We start from the raw sequence: 19,905 nt of genomic DNA, 5'->3' as shown, positions 1-19,905 counted from the left end.
GCCCATGTGACCCGACCCCGGTGATCCGTTGAAACAGGCTTTTTGCATTCCATCCCCTGCTGTTCGCCCCTCGGCCTGTCCGGGGTTGCTGCGTATCGTGCAGGCGAAGGACGGCGGCATCTGCCGGATCAAGCTGGCCTGCGGGCGCCTCGATGCCACCGGAGCTGAGCGCATCGCCAGGGCCGCACAACGCCATGCAGGCGGCGTGATCGAAGCCACCAACCGCGCCAACCTGCAGATCCGCGGCATCCACGCCGGCAGTGAAGACGCGTTGATCGGCGAGTTGCTGGCCGCCGGCCTCGGCCCGCGCTCACCCGCTGCCGACGATGTGCGCAACCTGATGGTCAGCCCGGCCGCAGGCGTGGATCCGCAAGCGCTTGTGGATATCTCGCCACTGGCCATGCAGTTGCTGGCGACGCTGGAAAACACAGCGCATCTGCATGCCCTGTCGCCGAAGTTCGCCCTGCTGCTCGACGGCGGCGAACGCCTCGCGATGCTCGAACACCACCACGATATATGGCTCAGCGCGCTGCCGCTGAACGGCGGTATCGGCTATGCATTCGGGCTGGCCGGCTGCCCGCCCTTCGCAGAAGAAGATGCAGCCGCGTTGGCTGTCGTGCCGCAAGCCTCTGCTCACGAACTGATCATCGCCTTGCTCGACCTGTTCCTGGAGCTGGCCACGCCAGAGCAGACGCGCATGCGGCATCTGCTGGAAAACCATTCTCCTGCCGATCTGCTGCAGCGTCTGCAGATACGGTTGGGAGATGTGCTGCTGCCTGCAGGCAACTGGCGCCGCACCCCGGCGCAAGACAATGCCCATCTCGGTATCCATGAGCAGCGTCAGCCGGGTCTCGTGCATATCGGCGCCGCCGCTGTGCTCGGTCGGTTGGATGCCGAACAGTTACTCGGCCTGGCAGATCTCGCCCGCCGTTACGGTGATGGCAGCCTGCGCCTGACGCCCTGGCAAAGCGTATTGCTGACCAATATCCCCGAGACGGCTGCCGATGCAGTCATGCACAGCCTGCACGCACTCGGCCTGCTGACCGATGCCAGCGCGCCGCTGACCCGTATCATCGCCTGCACCGGCGCCAGCGGCTGTGCCAAAGGCCAGGCCGACACCAAGGCCGATGCCCTGCGCCTGGCCGACCGGCTACCCGCTGGCAGCGAGCAGCCGGGCATTCACCTCACGGGATGCAGCCGCTCCTGCGCCGCCGCCCATCGCACACCTTTCACCTTATTGGCCGTGGCCGAGGGTCGTTACGACTTGTTCGCCCGCCAACCGCTCGGCACCGGCTTCGGCCAATTGCTGGGCCACCACCTGACACCTGACGACGCCGCCGAATTGCTGGCCTCGCTCACCGCTACCCGGAGTTTCACCCGATGACCGATTACATCCGCGATGGTCAGGAGATCTATCGCCATTCCTTCTCCATCATCCGCGCCGAGGCCGACCTGAGCGCCATTCCGGCGGATCTCGAGAAGCTCGCGGTGCGGGTCATCCACGCCTGCGGCATGGTCGATGTGGTGCAGGATCTACGCTTCTGCGCGGGTGCCGGTGCGGCCGGCCGCCAGGCCCTCGCCAATGGCGCGGCGATTCTCTGCGATGCGCGCATGGTTGCCGAAGGGGTGACGCGCACGCGCCTGCAGGCCGGCAATCCGGTGATCTGCACCCTCAACGATGCGGGTGTACCGGAGCTGGCCAAGAAGCTCGGCAACACCCGCTCGGCGGTGGCCCTGGAGCATTGGCGCGAGCATCTCGAAGGCTCGGTGGTGGTGATCGGCAACGCCCCCACCGCGCTGTTCTATCTGCTCGACATGCTCGCTGCAGGCGCCCCCAAACCAGCGCTGATTCTCGGCTTCCCGGTGGGCTTCGTGGGCGCTGCTGAGTCCAAGGACCTGCTCGCCAGCACCTTCGCCGAGCATCGCGTGCCCTACGTGATCGTGCAGGGCCGTCGGGGCGGTAGCGCCATGGCCGCCGCCGCGGTCAACGCCCTGGCCACGGAGGTCGAATGATGACCGGCATGGACCGCCCCGGCAAAGGCCGCCTGCTGGGCCTGGGCGTTGGCCCGGGCGACCCCGAGCTGATCACCCTCAAGGCCCTGCGCCTGCTCAAGTCGTCACCCGTGGTCGGCTACTTCGTGGCCAAGGCCAAGGCCAATATCGGCCAGGGTGGCAACGCCTTCGGCATCATCGAAGGTCACCTGGACGACAGTCAGCAGCGCCTGCCACTGGTCTACCCGGTGACCACCGAAAAGCTCGAGCCGCCGCTGTCTTACGAGGACGTGATCAGCGACTTCTACGACACCTGCGCCGCCCAGGTCGCCGAGCACCTCGACGCGGGCCGCGACGTGGCGGTGATCTGCGAGGGCGACCCGTTCTTCTACGGCTCCTACATGTACCTGCATGACCGCCTGGCCGAGCGCTACGAGGCCCACGTGATCCCCGGCGTGTGCTCGATGCTCGGTAGCGCGGCGGTGCTCGGCGTTCCCCTGGTGTACCGCAACCAGAGCCTGTCGGTGCTTTCCGGCGTGCTGCCCGAAGACGAGCTGCGCGAGCGCCTGCGCGATGCCGAAGCCGCCGTGGTGATGAAGCTGGGCCGCAACTTCGAGAAGGTCCGCCGGGTGCTGCAGGACCTCGGCCTGCACGACCGTGCTCACTACGTGGAGCGGGCGACCATGGCCAACCAGCGCATCGTGCCGCTGGATGAAGTCGAACCGATGGCCTCGCCGTATTTTTCGATGATCGTGGTGCCCGGTGAGAAATGGCGGGGTTGAACCGAAACAGCTGTCTCGCAATAGGCACCTTTTCCGTAGGAGCCAGCTTGCTGGCGATATCGATGGCCAAATCGATAGTTGTGTTGCGGTTCGGATCGCTTCGCCGGCAAGCCAGCTCCTACATGATTGCAGCGAACTCGCCTGCCTGTTCCTGACAGTGGATAAACCATGACCTCTTCACCCGCCATCGTCATCCTCGGCCCCTCTGCGCTGGCCACTGCGCGACGCATGCAGACACTTTATCCACAGGCCGTGATCCATGGTCTGCGCGGGCGGGTCGAGGCCGACCAGGCCTACGAAGACTTCGGCGACACCCTGCGCAGCCTGTATCGCAGCGGCACGCCGATCATCGCCCTGTGCGCCGCCGGTATCGTCATTCGCAGCCTGGCACCGCTGCTCGCCAGCAAGGGCGCCGAGCCACCGGTGCTGGCCGTAGCCGAAGACGGCAGCGCCGTGGTGCCGCTGCTCGGCGGCCTGGGCGGCGTCAACCGCATGGCCAGGGAGATCGCCACGGCACTGGAGACCCGCGCGGCCATCACCACCAGCGGCGAACTGCGTTTCGGCACCTGCCTGCTCGACCCGCCGAGCGGTTATGCCCTGGCCGACCTGGAGCAGGGCAAGCGCTTCGTCTCCGACCTGCTGGGCGGCGAAAGCCTGCGCATCGATGGCACCGCGCCGTGGCTGAACGATGCCAGCCTGCCGCTGGCCGAAGATGCCGGCCGTACCGTACGGATCACCACCGAACAGCGCCCCGCGCAGCCTGACGAACTGCTGATCCATCCACGCACGCTACTCGTTCTGGTCAACCAGGCAGATGACCTTGCCGCGGCCATCCGCCAGGCATTCGAACAGTCGCGCCTGGCGCCGAAATCCCTGGCGGCTCTGCTCGCCCCCCAGGCACTGATCAGCGACAAGCGCCTGGCCCAGGTCGCCAGCGAGCTCGCCGTACCACTGCGCTTCGTCCGCGCTGACGATGGACTGCCACCTCGGGTGCACCGCAGCGAAAACCTGCAGGTGCTGCAGGCCGACTCGCCCGAAGCGGCGCAATCCATGGGCCGCCCCCGCGGTCGCCTGAGCGTGATCGGCCTGGGCCCCGGCGCCGCCGAACACATGACCCCCGCCGTTCGCCGCGCGCTGGACGAAGCCGAAGATCTGCTCGGCTACGAAACCTACGTGAAAATGGCCGAGCCGTTGCGCCCGGAACAGGTGCGCCACTGCAGCGACAACCGTGAAGAGCTGCAACGGGCCCGCCATGCCTTCGAACTGGCGGCCAGCGGCCGCCGCGTGGTGGTGATTTCCTCCGGCGACCCCGGCGTATTCGCCATGGCAGCGGCGGTGCTGGAGGCGTTGGAAGAAGCGGGCGCACCGATCGACTGGAACAGCGTCGAGCTGGAAATTCTGCCCGGTGTCTCCGCTGCCCTGGCCACCGCCGCCAAGGCCGGTGCGCCGCTGGGTCACGACTTCTGCCTGATCTCCCTGTCGGACAATCTCAAACCCTGGGCGGTGATCGAAAACCGCCTCGACCATGCCGGCGCGGCGGACCTGGCGATGGCCTTCTACAACCCGATTTCCAAAGCTCGCCCCTGGCAACTCGGCCGCGCCCTGGAAATCGTCCGCCAGCACCGTACGCCCGACACCGTGGTGGTGCTCGGCCGCGACATCGGCCGCCCCGCCGAAGCCCTGCGCGTGCTCGACCTCGGCGAGCTGACCCCGGACATGGTCGACATGCGCACCCTGGTGATCATCGGCTCCAGCCAGACCCGCCGTCTGCCCAGGGGCGATGGCGGCGAATGGGTGTATACGCCGCGCAGTTATCCACAGCTGCCCTGATCGAGCACCCAGCGGGCATCTTCAACCCTGTACGTGACAGCGCACACCCTGTCGCTCGTCACCTTGCAGGGGCTGCGGCCTTTCACAGCCCACTCCACTGAAACTGCAGCGCTCGCGGAAGAAACAGCCTTTCGGCAACAGACGGTTGCCGGGCAGCTCCCCAGGGGCGGCCAGCTGGTCGGCCGGCAGTGCAACGCCGAGCCGCGGCACGGCGTCGAGCAGCAGCCGGGTGTAGGGATGACGCGGCCGTTCCAGCACCTGCTCGGCCTGGCCGAGTTCGACGATCTGCCCGAGGTACATGACCGCTACCCGGTTGGCCATGTGCCGCACCACCGATACGTTGTGCGAAATCAGAATGTAGGTCAGGTTACGGGCCCGTTGCAGATCGGCGAGCAGGTTCAAAATCTGCGCCTGGACCGAGATGTCCAGCGCCGAGGTGGGCTCATCCAGCACGATGATGTCCGGGTCCGACGACAGGGCGCGAGCGATGGCGATACGTTGCCGCTGACCACCGGAGAACTGGTGCGCGAAGCGATCCAGATACGCCTCGCGTATACCGACCTGGGCCGCCACTCTGGCCGCCACCTCGCGCATGCCGGCAGCGTCGACATTGCCCCTGGCATACAGCGGTTCGGTGATGATCTTCCAGATGGGCAGACGCGGGTCGAGGGACGATTGCGGGTCCTGAAAGACGATCTGCACGTTGCTGCCACCTGCATCACCGCCGGCCCAGTCGACGGCGCCACTGCTGGGCGCGATAAGGCCCATAAGCACTTGCGCCAGGGTACTTTTTCCACAACCGGACTCGCCGACCACGCCAAGGGTTTCCCCGGCCCGGACCTGCAGGTCGATGCCGTTCAGGGCGTGGGCGTATCCCCGCGCCCGGCCCAGCCAGTCGCGAGACACGGGGAAGCGCACGCGAACATCGTCGAGCTGCAGGATTGCCGAGGCGCTCCCGGGGGCGTACTGGAGAGGGGTAGCGTTCATGTGCGTGACTCCTCGAGCGACAGCCAGCAGGCGCTCCTGCGCCGCTCGTCATTGCCGATGACATTGAGGTTCGAGCGTTGGCTGCACACCGGCATGCTGTGCGGGCAGCGCTCCTGAAAGGTACAGCCCTGCGGCAGATGGGCCAGGTTCGGCACCTGGCCGGGGATGGTCAGCAGTGGCTGGCCGGGCTCGACCATTTCCGGCAAGCCGCTCAGCAGGCCCTGGGTGTAGGGATGCTGCGGGCTGGCCATGACCTCGCGGGTAAGGCCCTGCTCGACCACGGCACCGGTGTACATCACGTACACCCGATCGCAGAACTGCGAGACCAGCGCCATGTCATGGGTGATCAACAGAATGGCGGTGCCGCGCTGACGTGCCTTTTCCCGCAGCAGCAGGAGTACCTGGCGCTGCACGGTGACATCGAGGGCGGTCGTCGGCTCGTCGGCGATCAGCAGTTTCGGTTCGCAGGAAAACGCCAGGGCGATCATCACCCGCTGACGCATGCCCCCGGACAGCTCGAAGGGGTAGCTCTGCAGCACCTGCTCGGGGCTGGCGATGTGCATGTCGCGCAGCAGAGCAATGGCCTTGAGGCGCGCCTCGGCCTTGCCGATGCGCTGGTGATGGACGATCACGTCGAGCATCTGCCGACCAATGCGACGGGTCGGATTGAGGGCCGTCATCGGCTCCTGGAAGATCATCGCCGCATCGCGCCCACGAATCTTCAACAGCGCCTTCTCCGGCATCGCCAGCATGTCCCGATCGAGCATTCTCAAACTGCCGCCGGTAACCCGGTAAGTGCGCGGGGACAGCAGCCGCATGCTCATCATCGCGGTAACCGACTTGCCAGAGCCGGACTCCCCCACCACACCAACGATTTCACCCGGATCGACGTGCAGGGATACGCCATTGAGGGCCTGAACGTGGTGCCCATAACCGGGAAATTCCAGACTCAGGTTGTCGATGGCCAGCACCGGTGGGCTATCGGTCATGATCATTTCCCCTGTTGCCGTGGATCGAGCAGATCGCGCACTCCGTCACCCAGCAGATTGAAGCCGGTGGCGGTGATCAGAATGGCGAGCCCCGGAAACGTCGAGTACCACCAGTTGTCGAGGATGTAATTACGGCCGGTGGCGACCATCGCCCCCCACTCCGCCGTGGGTTGCTGGGCGCCCAGGCCGATGAAGCCGAGTGCCGAGGCCATCAGGATCGCGCTGCCTATGTCCAGGCTCAGTTGCACCAGCAGCGGCGGCATCGCATTGCGCGCCACATGCCAGTGCACCTGATGCCAGCGGCCGGCGCCAAAGGTCTGGGCGGCCTTGACGTAGCCCATCTGACGAATGCTCAGGGCCTGTCCCCTGGCCAGGCGCACATAGTAGGGAATGCGCACCAGGGTGATCGCCAGCATGGCATTGAACAGACTCGGCCCCAGCGCGGCTGCCAGTGCCATGATCAGCACCAGGGAAGGCACCGCCAGCATGATGTCCATCAGGCGCATCATCAGGGCATCGAAACGCCCGCCGATCACCCCGGAAAAGCACCCCAGCAAGCCGCCGATGAAACAGGCGGTAAAAGCCACGAACAGACCCACACCGACCGACTGCTGGCTGCCGAATACCACGCGGCTGAACAGGTCACGGCCTACCTCATCGGTGCCGAACCAGTGTTCGGCGGATGGTGCCGCGAGGCGTGCGGAAAGGTTGAGGGCATTGGGATCGTGGGTGGCGAGCCAGGGCGCGAAGATCATGCACAGCATGACCAGCGAAGTGATCGCCAGGCCTGCCAGGGTCAACGGGCTGCGGCGGATGCGGTAAGCCTGGTAGGCGAGCGTCTGCCGCCAGCGCGACGGGCGCGCGGCAATCGAAGTCAGGGTCATCTCAGTTCACCTCGCCGATGCGCGGATCGACCATCCGGTAGAGAAGATCGATGAACATGTTCAGGACGACGTAGACGAACGACACCAGAATGGCGAAGCCCATCACCGCCGGAAAATCCAGGGCCTGGATCGAGCTGACCACATAGGCCCCCATACCCGGCCAGGCGAAGACCGCTTCGGTCAGGACGGCGCCGTACAGCAGATCGCCGAGGGTCAGCCCGAGCACCGTGATCGAAGGAATCAGCGCATTGGGCAGGGCATGGCCGAGGATCACCGTCCATTGCGAAAGGCCGTAGGCGCGGGCCGTGCGGATGTAGTCCTCGCCCAGCTGGTCGAGCATGGCGGAGCGGATCTGCCGCGCCACCACGCCCAGGGTCACGAAGCCCAGCGTCATGGCTGGCAGAAGCAGATGCTGCAACGCATCGAAAAACAGTCGGCCATCGCCGGCGAACAACGCGTCGAGCAGATAGAAACCGGTAACGGTGGGGGGGCGGAGCCAGCCCCTGGGACAAGCGCCCGCTGCCCGGCAGCCAACCGAGGTGACCGTAGAAGATCACGATCAAGCCCATGCCCAGCCAGAACGCCGGGGTGGAGATTCCGGTAACGGCCAGGGTCCGGGCGATCTGATCGATCAGGCGGTTATGGTAGACCGCAGACAGCACGCCCAGCGGAACCCCCACCAGAATCGCCAGGGTCAGCGCCACCAGAGCCAGCTCGAGTGTGGCCGGAAAGAACGCCTGCAAGTCCTCCAGCACCGGACGCCCCGTGCGGATCGAGGTACCCAGATCGCCCTGCAGCAGGTTCAGCAGGTAGCGGCCGTACTGCTGGTAGAGGGGAAGATCGAGCCCCAGTTGCTGACGTATGCCGGCCACCAGTTCATCACTGGCACGGTCACCCGCGATGAGGCGGGCGGGATCGCCGGGAATCAGATGCGAGATCGAGAAGGTGATCAGTGAAACGCCCGCCACCACCAGCATCATGCCGAGCAGACGTTTGCGCAGTAAGGTCAGGAAGGCCATCGGAAACCCCTATCAGTATGCGCGCCAGCCGCCACGGACCGGCGCACGAGAACCGCATCACTTGCTCATGCCACCCAGGTTGAACACCTGTTCCAGCATGGGATTGAACACGTAGCCCTTGACCGCATCACGCATCGGCAGGCTGTAGTTCTTCTGATAGAGGTAGGTGTACACATTGTCTTCGAGCACCTGCCGCTGCGCGCTCTGGTACAGCGCCAGGCGTCGGTCAGCATCGCTGGTCGAGGCCGCTTCGCGGATCAGCCGGTCGACCTCCGGGTTGCTGTAGAAGGAGCGGTTGCCCTGCAAGCCGTGCATGTTCGAGTCGAACCAGAAGTTCATGTACATGTAGGGGTCGGCGAAGTCGGGGCTCCAGGAGCCCACGGCGATATCGAAGTCGCCCTGATCGACGCGCTCGCGCAGGGTCGCGTTGGCGAGTTTTTCCAAGCGCAGGTTGATGCCCAGAGGTGCCAGCGCCGCCTGCAGGGTCAGGCCGATGGGCTCCCAGTTGGGATCCTTGTCGGAATACAGATAGCTCAGACGGGTGAATTTCTGCGCCACGCGGCCCAGGCTGTCGCGCGCAGCCTGGGGATCCTGACGCATGGTCGGCAAGCTGGCATCGTAGCCCCACATGCCATCCGGGATGGGGCCGTTCAGCAACTTGCCCTTGCCATGGAGAATGCCATTGACGATGCCGTCGTAATCCATGGCCTGGCTGATGGTTCGCCGCGCCTCGAGATCGGCCAGTGGCCCGCGCTTGTTGTTCAGGTACAGGTAGGTCACCCGCAACGACGGGAACTCTCTGACCACCACGCCCGACTTGCTGCTCAGGGCGGTGAGCTGGTCCTCAGGCATGTCTTCGATGATGTCGAGATCGCCGCGCTCCAGTTGCAGGCGCCGCACGGACGCCTCGCCGATGATCTTGATCACCACGGCTTTCAGGGCGGGAGCGGGGCCAGCGAAATGGCTGTTGGGCTCGAGGGTCAGTGACTGGCCCTTCTGCCACTTGCTCAGGCGGAAGGGGCCGGAGCCTGCGGTATTGCCCGCCAGCCAGGTATTCACGTCGACGCCCTTGTCGAGCACCGCCGGGTTGATGATCGATGCACCGTTGTGCGCCAGGGTGAACAGAAAGGGGGCGAAGGGCGCCTTGAGGGTGAAACGCACGGTCTGCGGATCCAGCACCGTGACGCTCATGTCCTCGGGAAACGCACCGGATGGTCCCTGCTTGAGGGCCATCAACCGGTCGAAGGTGAACTTCACCGCTGCCGCGTCGACTGGCGCGCCGTCATCGAACCTGTTGCCGGTCTTGAGCTTGAATTCCCAGACCAGATTGTCTGGCGACACGCTCCAGCTCTCGGCCAGTTCGCCCTCCACTTCGGTGGTTCCCTTGCCGTCTTCGGTGCGGTACCCCACCAGCCGCTGGTAGGCGGGGTAGGTGATGGTCCAGTCGTTGTTGTCCATGGTCACGGCCGGATCGAGGGTCTGCGGATCCGCCGCCTTGCCGATCACCAGGGTATCGGTGGCGGAAGCACTCGCAGCCTGCCAGACGCCCAGCAACAGGACTGTGCAGATGACGCGAAGCAGTCGCTTGACCGTGCGATATGGGTATTCGAAGGGGTTCAGGTTGTTCATGCCAGTTTCCTCGATCTTTCGATGCATGGAAATTCAAAGGTTTTTTGTAAGCGCTATAACCGGCAGTTGCAGGAAGTGGGCGACGCAGGGACCTTGTCGGGCGATGACGCGGGCCGCGCGTACGCAGTGGTATCCGGGAACTCTGCGGTTCCTCGAATGGCCAGAATCGGGGTCTGGCAAGGCCGTTCAGGCCTCGAGCAGCGGGTACTCCTCGGCGTTTGGCAACTCGTAATGCCACCACTCGGTGGCAATGCAGCTGAAGCTGGCGCCGAGCATGATCCCGAGCAGCAGCAGGCGGTTCTTCTGCACGCTCTCGGGCAGATCGGGGTAGAAATGATGGGATCGCGGCTCCATCGCATCGAAGGCGCTGCCCATGTCCAGAGGAGTACCGCTGGCGTCCAGCAGGGTCAGGTCCACCGCCACGCCGCGGCTATGGTGGGAGCCGATACGCGGGTCACGTACGTAATCGTTGTCCGGCAATACCTCCCAGAGCAGGTACTGGGCGTAGGGCGGTCGATAGGCGTCGTAGATCAGCAGTGTCAGCCCGGCCTGCCTGGCCAGCCGAGCGGCTTTCTCTAGACAGCTGGCGGCGTCGCGGTGCAGCTGACAACGGGCATCGGCGTAGATGACCTTGCCCGTCATGTTCGCCGCCGTGGCATAGAGCATCTCGATTCGTAGCTGATGACGCTGGGCGTCTATCTCGACAAGGGGGCTGTTGTTCATCGCAAGACTCCAGTCGTGTGAAGCGGATCGGCAGACAGTGGTTTCAGGCACACAGACGCGTGGCCCGCTGCAGAAAACGCAGTTGCTCTTCAGCGGGAACCAGGGAGCCCCCGGTGGCCCAGATCACATGGGTCGCGTTGTGCAGATGCTCGCCATCCAGGCCGTTTTCGATTCGGTAGCGCAGCCCCTCGTCACTGTTCTCGAGCCAGCCCGGGCCGGCGATACCGGCAGCGGCAGAAGGCTCCAGAGAAACATCCAGAGCCTTGCTGGCGGCAAGCAGCAGGGCATAGAGCTGCAGATCGCTGACGGTGAATACGCCAGCCAGTTGAGCCGCCATCAGCGGCGCGACCAGAGAGGACGCCTGCCCGACGGCCAGGCCGTCGGCATCGGTGCGGTTGTCTAGGCCGACGTCGTAGACCGACACGGGCCGTTCGCCACCGGATGCCAGCTGAACCAGCATGCAGGGTGACGCCACCGGCTCGGCGAAGAAGCAATGCACGTTGTCACCGAACAGGGCCTTGAGGCCGTAGGCGATGCCACCGGGCGCGCCGCCCACACCACAAGGGATATGCACGAACAGCGGGTGAGCAGCGTCCACCCGGCGACCGGCTTCGGCGAGCTGGGTCGCCAGGTGCGCGGCGGAGGCGGCATAACCGAGAAACAGCAGGCTGGATCGCTCGTCATCGACGAAATGGCAGCGCGGGGTCTTCGCGGCTTCCGCACGTCCCGAGGCGACGGCCTGCGCATAATCGCCGGCATGTTCGACGACACGCACACCGCGATTCCTGAGACGCTCCTTCTTCCATTGTTTGGCGTCGGTGGACATATGAACCACGGCATCGAAGCCCAGAGCTGCAGCGATCACACCAATGCTCAGCCCCAGGTTACCCGTGCTGCCGACCGCAATGCGGTAGTGGGAAAACAGCGCTCGCGCGGCCGCGCTGGCCAGCACGCGGCTGTCGCCGTATGGCTGCAACAGGCCATGGTCGATGGCGATGGCTTCGGCATGGCTGAGGATTTCGTGCAGGCCACCACGGGCCTTGATGGAGCCGGCGATGGGCAGCTCATCGTCGCGCTTGATGAACCATTTCCCCTGGCGGCCGCCCAGACACTGCTGCAGCTCGTCGGCCGGCATGAGCTGCGACTCGATCCGTCCAGCGCTACTTTCGAGCTCGGGAAACAGCAGCGCCAGCAAGGGTGCGCAGCGCTCGAAACGAGCCTGCGCAGAACGGATCCTGCCGATCGATGGGGCATCGACGGGCAATGGCTGACCGAGCTGCGGATTGAGCCACAGCAGGGGCTCCCTTGATTGTAGTTTCGCTAATAACTCGGTAGGTTCGAGCAGGACGGTCATCGCAGTTCGCCTCTAGTTAAACTGGACCTCTGGCGAAATACTAGAGCGATCGATGCAGCCAAAACAGCGGTCATTCTTAATGTAACCATTAGCCAGGCTAATACCTATGCAGCTCAATGCCACGAATCTCGGCGCGCTCAAATCCTTCGAAATCGCGGCGCGTCAGCTGAGCTTCACCCGCGCCGCCCAGGCCCTCAACCTGACCCAGAGCGCGGTCAGCCAGCAGATTCGTCAGTTGGAAGATCGCCTCGGCTATCCCCTGTTCGTGCGCCAGGCGCGGCGCATCCAACTGACCAGCAAGGGCCAGTTGCTTTTCGACAGCATCTCCACCGCGTTCCTCGCCATCGACCGGACGCTGGAGCAACTCAGCCTGTCGAACTCACCCCTGCAACTCAGTTGCCTGCCCTCGCTGGCGCTGCAGTGGCTGCTGCCACGCCTGACCGACTTTCATCGGCAACGGCCAGAGCTGTCGGTACGCCTGAAAGCCGAATATCAGGTGCTGGATCAATATGCGATGAGCGTCGACGACATCGATATCGCCATCCGCTACGACCCGGTCCAATACAGTCAGATCCCGGCCGAAGTCATTCTGGATGAATACCTGATCGCCGTAGCCAGCCCCGAATACCTGGCCCAGCACCCCGCCTTCGCCAGGGGTGAAAGCCTTGCTGGAGTGGAATTGCTGCACGACGCCACACCCTGGATCGGCGCGCCGGAATTCATCGAATGGCGTACCTGGATGGAAGCCGCGCACCCGCAGTGGGCCGGGCAGATCGGTGGGCAGCAGTTCAACCTGTCCAGCCTTGCGATTACCGCAGCGGTGAATCACCAGGGGGTTGCGATGGGCCGCACCGCCCTGGTGTACGACGAGCTGAAAAGCGGACGCCTGGTAAACGTCTTCAACACCAGCGTGCAAGCCCCTGCACGTTACGTACTGCTGTGCCGCCAGCCTGACGATCCACGGGTCGCGGTTTTCAGCGGCTGGCTCAGGGCCGAGTGCAAACGCTTCGCCGAGGCGAGAAAACAACGCCTGCAATCGACTTCAGACAGGCACGACTCATGACGCATGTTCTGTTCATCTGCAGCCGCAATCAGTGGCGCAGCCCTACCGCCGAAACGCTATGGCGCAAGCATCCAGGGCTCAGCGTGCGCTCCGCAGGCACCAGCCCGAGGGCACGAAGGACGGTGAGCGCGGGCGATATCCAGTGGGCCGACGTGGTGTTCGTCATGGAGCACAAACACAAGAGCCGCCTGCTGGCGGACTTCGCTCGGCTGCTGAGCCATAAACCACTGCACGTTCTGGATATCCCGGACGAGTATCAGTACATGGACGCTGAGCTGGTGCAGATTCTCGAGCAAAGCGTCGCTGCCTTTCTTGGCATCGACTGACGATAGCCTCGACTCTAGCCTCCTTTACACCAGCTTTACATCTGCCTGACGTCCCTTTGCACAGGCCTCTGGATAATCGATTCTGCCCAACCAGCTGGTCGGGCTATCGCATTTTCTGGAGCCCACGATGAAAGCAAGTCTCCCCCGTACCGCCGTCGCCGCACTGTTGCTGGCGACGCTTTCCCTGAACGCGGTGGCTGGTCCCGGCGGGCCGGGCGGTGGTCCTGGGGGGCCGGGCGGATATCACGGGCATGGCGGCCCGGGACCAGGCTGGGGTGGCCCGGGGCCGCGGCATGGCCATGGCCTGCCGGACTACGCTCGTGAGCTGTGGATCGGCAGTGCGCTGTACTTCGTCGCGGCCGGTACCTACTACATGTGGAACGCCGATCGCAGGCAGTACATCGTGGTCGAGGCGCCACCGGTAGCCGTGGCGGCCCCTGCGGCCAATTACAACGTGATCGCCTATCCGGCCCGCGGTCAGAACGCGGACTTGCAGGCCCGCGACCGCTACGAGTGCCACAGCTGGGCGGTCGGCCAGAGCGGTTTCGACCCGGCTACCGCCGTCAGTGCACCCGCCGCCAGCGCCACCGACTACTACCGGCGCGCCTTGGGTGCTTGCCTGAGCGGGCGCGGTTACAGCATCAATTGAGCAGCGCCTTGAGGTCGTCGTAGAGCGCCTGGGGAATCTGTACACCGTCGATGAGGCTGCGTGCGCGGGCATCGTAGCGGCGCTGCGAGGGCAGGCGCGCGCCCTGCCCCTCGATGCCGTCGAACAGCGCCTCGGCCCTTGCCAGATGCTGATCGGCAGCCGCACCGAGAAAGCGCTGCGGGTCGAGGGCGATGATCAGTTCGCCGTGATAGGGCGACGATTTGCTGCCGGCGTCGTAGGCCAGGGACTCGGCGCTGGTCAGGTCACCGATCAGCGGCCCGGCGATCAGCTCCACCATGGCCGCCAGCGCCGAGCCCTTGTGCCCGCCAAAGGTCAGCATGGCGCCGTTCATGACCGCCTCGGCGTCGGTACTCGGCTGGCCGTCGGCATCGATGCCCCAGCCCTCCGGGATGGCCTTGCCGGCACGACGGTGCAACTCGATGTCGCCACGGGCGATGGCGCTGGTGGCGAAGTCGAAGATGAACGGATGCTTGCCGGCGCGCGGCCAGCCAAAGGCGATGGGGTTGGTGCCGAAGATCGGCTTGCTGCCACCGGCCGGTGCTACCCAGGCATGGCTGGGATTGCACGCCAGGGCCACCAGCCCGGCTTCGGTGAGCGCCTCGATCTCTACCCACAATGCGGAAAAATGCACACAGCGGTTGATCGCCAGCGCGGCGATGCCGTTGGCCCTGGTTTTCTCTTCGAGCACCGGCAACCCTGCCTGGAAAGCCAGCTGCGAGAAGCCGCCGCGGGCATCCACGCGGACGATCGAGGGTGCCTGGTCGATCACCTCGGGCTCGGCATCGGCCACCACCTTGCCAGCCTTCAGCGAACTGACGCAGCCCAGCACGCGGTACAGGCCGTGGGAGGCGCAGCCGTCGCGCTCGCCGGCCAGCACGGTGGCGGTCACTGCCCGCGCCTGGGCTTCGCTGAAGCCGTTGTGGCGCATGATCGAGAGCGCTAGCTCTTCGGCTTCGTCCAGGGTCAGTCGAATCATCTTGAGCTCCTTGTTCGAGGCGGCCGCAGGGCCAGATTGACGTTATACAGTGAGACCTGAAGCAGTCGCTGGCTTGATGCCTTTGCTCCCGGCAGATGACGAATTCAGCATAGTCCGATCAGCGCTTGCAACGTCCCGGAACCTGGCGTTGAGCGCAGCGATAGCCAGGAAGCGCTGCAGCCGCACCCTTGTTTGTACGAGTGCATAATTACACTGATAGAATGCGACGAATTCTCATTCCCACCGAACCTATCCCGTGCATTCCACTCCACCGGCACCTCACCACCCGCACCAGGCCATCGATCAGCTCTACAGCCACCACCACAGCTGGCTGCAAGGCTGGCTGCGCAAGCGCCTGGGCAATGCCGCCGATGCGGCGGACCTGGCCCAGGACACCTTCGTGCGCCTGCTCAGCAATGCCCCGGGCGAGCCACTGAACCTCACGACGCCCCGCGCCTACCTGGCCACCATCGCCAACCGCCTGACCATCAACCTCTACCGCCGCCGCTCGCTGGAGCACGCCTACCTGGCCGCGCTGGCGGAAATACCGGAAGAGCTGGCGCCATCGCTGGAGCATCAGGCTCTGGTGCTCGAAGCGCTCGACGAGGTCGATCAGGTACTTGCCGCACTGCCCGCCAAGGCCGGGCAGGCGTTCCTGATGGCGCAGCTGGAAGGTTATACACAGGAAGAGATCGCCAGTCGGCTCGGCATCAGCGTGCGCTCGGTGCAGCGCCATCTGGCACGGGCCTTCGAGGAGTGCATCGTGCTCGCCAGCCAGGGCGCGAGGCATGAGTGAGTCGCCCATCGACCGGCGGATCGCCCGTGAGGCGGCCGGCTGGTTCGTGCGTTTACAGAACAGTGGGGTCAGCGCCGCCGAGCATGCTGCCTGTGCCGAATGGCGGGCCCGACATGCCGATCACGAGCGAGCCTGGCAACTGGCCGAGCGTTTCAGCGCTCATGCCCAACAGCTTGCCGGAGGCGCCGGACGGGCGGCCCTGGAGCGCCCACGCAATCTGCAACGGCGACAAGTGCTCAAAACCCTTGCCCTGTTGATCGCCGCCGCCCCGCTCGGCCTTGCCGCACACCGCAGCCTGCCCTGGCGTGAATGGCAGGCGGACGAGCGCACCGCCACCGGTGAGCAGCGCACCCTGCACCTGCCGGATGGCGGACAGCTTCGCCTGAACACCGGCAGCGCAGTCGATATCGCCTACGACGACAGCGTTCGTCGCGTACGCCTGATCGCCGGCGAGCTGCTCATCGAGGTGCCCGGTGAGCAGGCCAGGCGGCCCTTCATCGTCGATACCGCCGACGCGCAAATCGTCCTGCTGGGCAGCCGCGCTCTGGTGCGCCAATACCCGCAAAGTACCTACCTCGCTGCGCTGGAGGGTGCTGTCGAAGTGCGTCCGCGGCTGTCACGAGGCGATGACGGCCTGCTGCGTCTGGCGACCGGCCAGCAGACCTACGTCAACGCTCGCACTGCAGAGCCTGCGGTGGCACTGGCACAGCATCGTCTCGACTGGCTAAGCGGCGTGCTGCGTGCAGAAAAGATGCGCCTGGATGACTTCATCGCCGAGCTGGATCGCTATCGCCCGGGTCTGCTGCGTTGCGATCCGGCGGTGGCCGGGCTGCTGATCTCCGGTGCCTTCCAGCTGCGCGATACCGACCAGATTCTCCGCGCCCTGAGCCAGACCCTGCCGGTGAGCGTCCACTACCGCACGGCCTATTGGGTCACCGTCACCGCGCGTGCCACCGCGTAAGAACCTGTTCACGAGCTAGCGCACTGCAGGGCCAGGCGCCCCCGCAAAAACAAGCGAAGAAGCGGACTGGGCTCGCACGCGTGTTTACGAGTTGTACATGAGCATTGCGACGGGAACGCCTGGTTCGGGCTGGCAATCCAGCCTGTTTTGACGCCGCAGGGCCGAAGCGCAGCAGATCGTGAGCTGGTTCTGAGAATCATTGTCGTGTTTTCTTCTGGCTGCGTGTCCCTCCCGTAACCACATCATTCTCACTGGGCGGGGACGGCAACATGGCGACGACGCAGGGCATGCAACCATTGGCACGGGCGGTATACGCTGCCGCACTGGGGCTGATCATCGCGGGCGGCAGCCTCACTGCGGCCCAGCTGCAGGCCGCCGAGCAGGCAACCGAGCAGAGTCGTGCCTATCAGGTACCGGGCGGTAACCTGAGCAGCGCCCTGTCCGACTTCGCCAGTCAGGCAGGCATCACCTTGCCCATCGAGCCAGCCCTGGTGGAAGGTTTGCGCAGCCCCGGCCTGAACGCCGCCACCAGCGTGGAAGGCGGGCTGCGGCAACTGCTGCAAGGCACCGGTCTGCAAGCTGCACCGCAAGGCAATGGCCTGTATCTGCTGACACCGCAGGAAGCGGGCGCGGGCTTGGAGCTGGGCGCCACCAGCATCACCGGCCAGGGCCTGACGGCGACGACCGAGAACAGTGACTCCTACACCACCGGCACCATGCAGACCGCCACCAAGCTGCCCCTGAGCCTGCGCGAAACACCGCAGTCGGTCAGTGTGGTCACCCGCAAGCGCATGGACGACAAGGCCATGACCAGCATCAGTGACGTGGTACAGAGCACACCCGGCGTTTTCCTGAACAATTCGGGAGGTGTCGGCAGGCCGTCTTTCAGCGCCCGCGGCTTCGATGTCGACAACGTCATGTACGACGGCTTCCCCACCAGCCTGCTGACCTACCTGCCCAGCGGCGAAGCCAACCTGGCCATGTACGACCGTGTGGAAATCGTCCGCGGCGCCACGGGCCTGGCCCAGGGCGCCGGCAGCCCATCCGGCGCCATCAACCTGGTGCGCAAGCGCCCGACCCATGAATTTCAAGGCACGCTTACCGGCAGCGCCGGCAGTTGGGACAACTACACCGGCACCCTGGATGTCGGCGGCCCGCTCAATGAAAACGGCACCCTGCGCGCCCGGACCGTGATCTCCCGGCAGGACGCCAAGAGTTTCCGCGATTCGGTCGAACACGATCACGACCTGTTCTACGGCGTGGTCGACGCCGATCTCAGCGAAAGCACCACCCTGACCCTCGGCGCCTACCGGCAGAAGAACTACAGCAACTACATCTGGGGCGGATTGCCCATGGCCCGTGGCGGCGGTCATCTGGGACTGCCCCGCGACACCTTCCTGGGGCATGACTGGGAGTATTCGGACAACCGCACCACCGGCTACTTCGCCACCCTGGAGCACGGTTTCGCCAACGACTGGACGCTGCGCCTGGCAGCGATGCAGGCGAAAACCGATACCGAGGTGCTGGCTTCTTCGATCTGGGCATACGACCGCCACTACCTGTGGACACAGGCCATGGAGCAGAAGGAAGTCGGCTACGACCTGGCGCTCAGCGGGCCCTTCCAGCTGTTCGGTCTGGAGCACGACCTGACCGTGGGCGCCAGCAAGCGTGAGCTGACTTACCGCACGGGTGACAGCTGGAGCGACTTCATCGATGACGACATCGACCTCTTCGCCTGGAATCCCCGTGGTCACGCGAAACCGAACATCGTGGTCGACCCCTCCTGGACGGGTGAGCTGACCACCCAGGACAGCGTCTACGCCACGACCCGCCTGCGCCTGAGCGAACCGTTGTCGCTGATCCTCGGCGGTCGCGTCGACTGGTACGAATACGACGATCGCGAAAGCAGCGAAAGCGATTACAAGGTCACTCGCAACCTGACCCGCTATGCCGGTGTGGTCTATGACCTGGATACAAACCACTCGGTCTACGTCAGCTACACCGATATCTTCAAACCCCAGAACGATCGCGGCCTGGACAGAAAACCGCTGGAGCCGATGGTTGGTGAGAACTACGAAGTCGGTATCAAGGGCGAATACTACGACGGTGCCTTGAATGCCAGCCTGGCACTGTTCCAGATCGACCAGAAAAATCGTGCCCAGACCCTGACGGGCCAACTCGGCTGTGGTTCCACGCCTGACAGCTCCTGCTACGAGGCCGCCGGGCTGGTGCGCAGCCGCGGCATCGACCTGGAAATCCAGGGCGCCTTGAGCGACGACTGGCAGGTCGCTGCGGGCTACACCTACACCCAAACCAAGTATGTCAGCGACGCCAACGCAGCCCGCGAAGGCGAGGACTTCGACCGCAAGAAACCGCGCCAGCTGTTCAAACTGTCGACGCTCTACACCTTGCCCGGGGAGCTGCAGCGCTGGCGCATAGGGGGTGATGTCTACCAGCAGAGCCGCATCCGTACTTCAGGTGGCACCGGTGCCACTGCCTGGAAGAACCAGCAGGGTTCCTACACCGTGGTTGGCCTGGTGGCCGGGTACAAGGCCAGCGAGCAGTTGGATCTGCAGCTCAACGTCAACAACCTGTTCGACCGCACCTACTACACCAGCGTGGCCAACGGCGAGTGGTACCCCTACGACATCTACGGCGACCCACGCAATTTCAAGGTGACGGCCCGCTACAGCTTCTGAGAAAGCGGCCCGCAGCCCGACCCAGGACCGGGGCCACCCTACCGGGGTTACCGGCGGCGAGGCGTGCTGCCTGTAGGGTGGGATTCAGCCCACCAATCGCCTGGCCGTTACGGTTGGCGGCAACCTCACGAGCGTAAGGGCGGGATAACGCGCTGGTGGGCTGAAGCCCACCCTACCGGGGTTACCGGCGGCGAGGCGTGCTGCCTGTAGGGTGGGCTTCAGCCC

The 19,905-nt window shown here is 64.9% G+C and carries 17 protein-coding genes and 1 pseudogene; 10 read left to right on the top strand and 8 right to left on the bottom strand.

Going from position 1 to position 19,905, the window contains the following annotated elements:
- Window positions 1-28: 28 nt before the first annotated feature.
- The 4 genes from cobG to cobJ all read left to right on the top strand — a co-directional run bounded on the left by cobG (window position 29) and on the right by cobJ (window position 4,604).
- A complete protein-coding gene (cobG, locus tag ACT9T4_RS18445; RefSeq protein WP_499118347.1) occupies window positions 29-1,384 on the top strand; it encodes a precorrin-3B synthase in 1,356 nt (451 codons plus the stop codon).
- Window positions 1,381-2,013, top strand: coding sequence for a precorrin-8X methylmutase (locus ACT9T4_RS18440; RefSeq protein ID WP_499118344.1), 633 nt, complete (start codon window positions 1,381-1,383; stop codon window positions 2,011-2,013). Before cobG ends, ACT9T4_RS18440 begins: the two co-directional genes overlap by 4 nt.
- An 8-nt stretch (window positions 2,014-2,021) precedes the next feature.
- Window positions 2,022-2,774 (top strand): precorrin-2 C(20)-methyltransferase, encoded by a 753-nt coding sequence (locus ACT9T4_RS18435; RefSeq protein ID WP_499118391.1) that lies wholly within the window; start codon window positions 2,022-2,024, stop codon window positions 2,772-2,774.
- Between the two features lie 168 nt (window positions 2,775-2,942).
- Window positions 2,943-4,604, top strand: a complete 1,662-nt coding sequence (cobJ, locus tag ACT9T4_RS18430; RefSeq protein WP_499118342.1) for a precorrin-3B C(17)-methyltransferase — start codon at window positions 2,943-2,945, stop codon at window positions 4,602-4,604.
- A gap of 21 nt (window positions 4,605-4,625) precedes the next feature.
- Here cobJ and ACT9T4_RS18425 read toward each other — a convergent pair whose 3' ends face one another.
- The 7 genes and pseudogenes from ACT9T4_RS18425 to dsdA all read right to left on the bottom strand — a co-directional run bounded on the left by ACT9T4_RS18425 (window position 4,626) and on the right by dsdA (window position 12,189).
- Window positions 4,626-5,591, bottom strand: coding sequence for an oligopeptide/dipeptide ABC transporter ATP-binding protein (locus tag ACT9T4_RS18425; RefSeq protein WP_499118340.1), 966 nt, complete (start codon window positions 5,589-5,591; stop codon window positions 4,626-4,628).
- Window positions 5,588-6,580: an ABC transporter ATP-binding protein gene (locus ACT9T4_RS18420; RefSeq protein WP_499118338.1), complete on the bottom strand. Its 993-nt coding sequence runs from the start codon at window positions 6,578-6,580 to the stop codon at window positions 5,588-5,590. The genes ACT9T4_RS18425 and ACT9T4_RS18420 overlap by 4 nt, the downstream gene beginning before the upstream one ends.
- A 2-nt stretch (window positions 6,581-6,582) precedes the next feature.
- Window positions 6,583-7,464 (bottom strand): D,D-dipeptide ABC transporter permease, encoded by an 882-nt coding sequence (gene ddpC / locus ACT9T4_RS18415; RefSeq protein WP_499118336.1) that lies wholly within the window; start codon window positions 7,462-7,464, stop codon window positions 6,583-6,585.
- Window position 7,465: 1 nt separating this feature from the next.
- A pseudogene (locus ACT9T4_RS18410) lies at window positions 7,466-8,483 on the bottom strand (ABC transporter permease).
- 57 nt (window positions 8,484-8,540) lie between these two features.
- Entirely contained in the window at window positions 8,541-10,112 is a 1,572-nt protein-coding gene (locus ACT9T4_RS18405; protein ID WP_499118334.1) for an ABC transporter substrate-binding protein, read from the bottom strand.
- Window positions 10,113-10,298: 186 nt separating this feature from the next.
- A complete protein-coding gene (ddpX, locus tag ACT9T4_RS18400) occupies window positions 10,299-10,835 on the bottom strand; it encodes a D-alanyl-D-alanine dipeptidase (RefSeq protein ID WP_499118332.1) in 537 nt (178 codons plus the stop codon).
- A 43-nt stretch (window positions 10,836-10,878) separates the two neighbouring features.
- On the bottom strand, window positions 10,879-12,189 hold the full coding sequence (gene dsdA / locus ACT9T4_RS18395) for a D-serine ammonia-lyase (RefSeq protein ID WP_499118330.1): 1,311 nt from the start codon (window positions 12,187-12,189) through the stop codon (window positions 10,879-10,881).
- A 106-nt stretch (window positions 12,190-12,295) separates the two neighbouring features.
- Here dsdA and ACT9T4_RS18390 point away from each other — a divergent pair, with 106 nt between their 5' ends.
- The 3 genes from ACT9T4_RS18390 to ACT9T4_RS18380 all read left to right on the top strand — a co-directional run bounded on the left by ACT9T4_RS18390 (window position 12,296) and on the right by ACT9T4_RS18380 (window position 14,227).
- Window positions 12,296-13,252: a LysR substrate-binding domain-containing protein gene (locus ACT9T4_RS18390; protein WP_499118328.1), complete on the top strand. Its 957-nt coding sequence runs from the start codon at window positions 12,296-12,298 to the stop codon at window positions 13,250-13,252.
- On the top strand, window positions 13,249-13,578 hold the full coding sequence (locus ACT9T4_RS18385) for a low molecular weight protein tyrosine phosphatase family protein (protein WP_499118326.1): 330 nt from the start codon (window positions 13,249-13,251) through the stop codon (window positions 13,576-13,578). The genes ACT9T4_RS18390 and ACT9T4_RS18385 overlap by 4 nt, the downstream gene beginning before the upstream one ends.
- A 127-nt stretch (window positions 13,579-13,705) precedes the next feature.
- Entirely contained in the window at window positions 13,706-14,227 is a 522-nt protein-coding gene (locus ACT9T4_RS18380) for a hypothetical protein (protein WP_179539454.1), read from the top strand.
- On the opposite strand, the gene ACT9T4_RS18375 is transcribed toward ACT9T4_RS18380, so the two are convergent.
- On the bottom strand, window positions 14,220-15,224 hold the full coding sequence (locus tag ACT9T4_RS18375) for an Ldh family oxidoreductase (RefSeq protein WP_499118325.1): 1,005 nt from the start codon (window positions 15,222-15,224) through the stop codon (window positions 14,220-14,222). The two genes, ACT9T4_RS18380 and ACT9T4_RS18375, sit on opposite strands and share 8 nt — an antisense overlap.
- Window positions 15,225-15,480: 256 nt before the next feature.
- Here ACT9T4_RS18375 and ACT9T4_RS18370 point away from each other — a divergent pair, with 256 nt between their 5' ends.
- From ACT9T4_RS18370 to ACT9T4_RS18360, 3 genes are all read left to right on the top strand, one after another.
- The gene (locus tag ACT9T4_RS18370; protein WP_499118323.1) at window positions 15,481-16,020 is read left to right on the top strand and encodes a sigma-70 family RNA polymerase sigma factor; all 540 of its coding nucleotides are present in this window, start codon (window positions 15,481-15,483) and stop codon (window positions 16,018-16,020) included.
- Entirely contained in the window at window positions 16,013-16,981 is a 969-nt protein-coding gene (locus ACT9T4_RS18365; RefSeq protein WP_042555082.1) for a FecR domain-containing protein, read from the top strand. The genes ACT9T4_RS18370 and ACT9T4_RS18365 overlap by 8 nt, the downstream gene beginning before the upstream one ends.
- A 269-nt stretch (window positions 16,982-17,250) precedes the next feature.
- Window positions 17,251-19,680, top strand: coding sequence for a TonB-dependent siderophore receptor (locus ACT9T4_RS18360; RefSeq protein WP_499118321.1), 2,430 nt, complete (start codon window positions 17,251-17,253; stop codon window positions 19,678-19,680).
- Window positions 19,681-19,905 lie beyond the last annotated feature (225 nt).

The organism is Pseudomonas sp. SZ40 (assembly GCF_052958135.1).
This window is presented reverse-complemented; position numbering and strand designations above follow the sequence as displayed.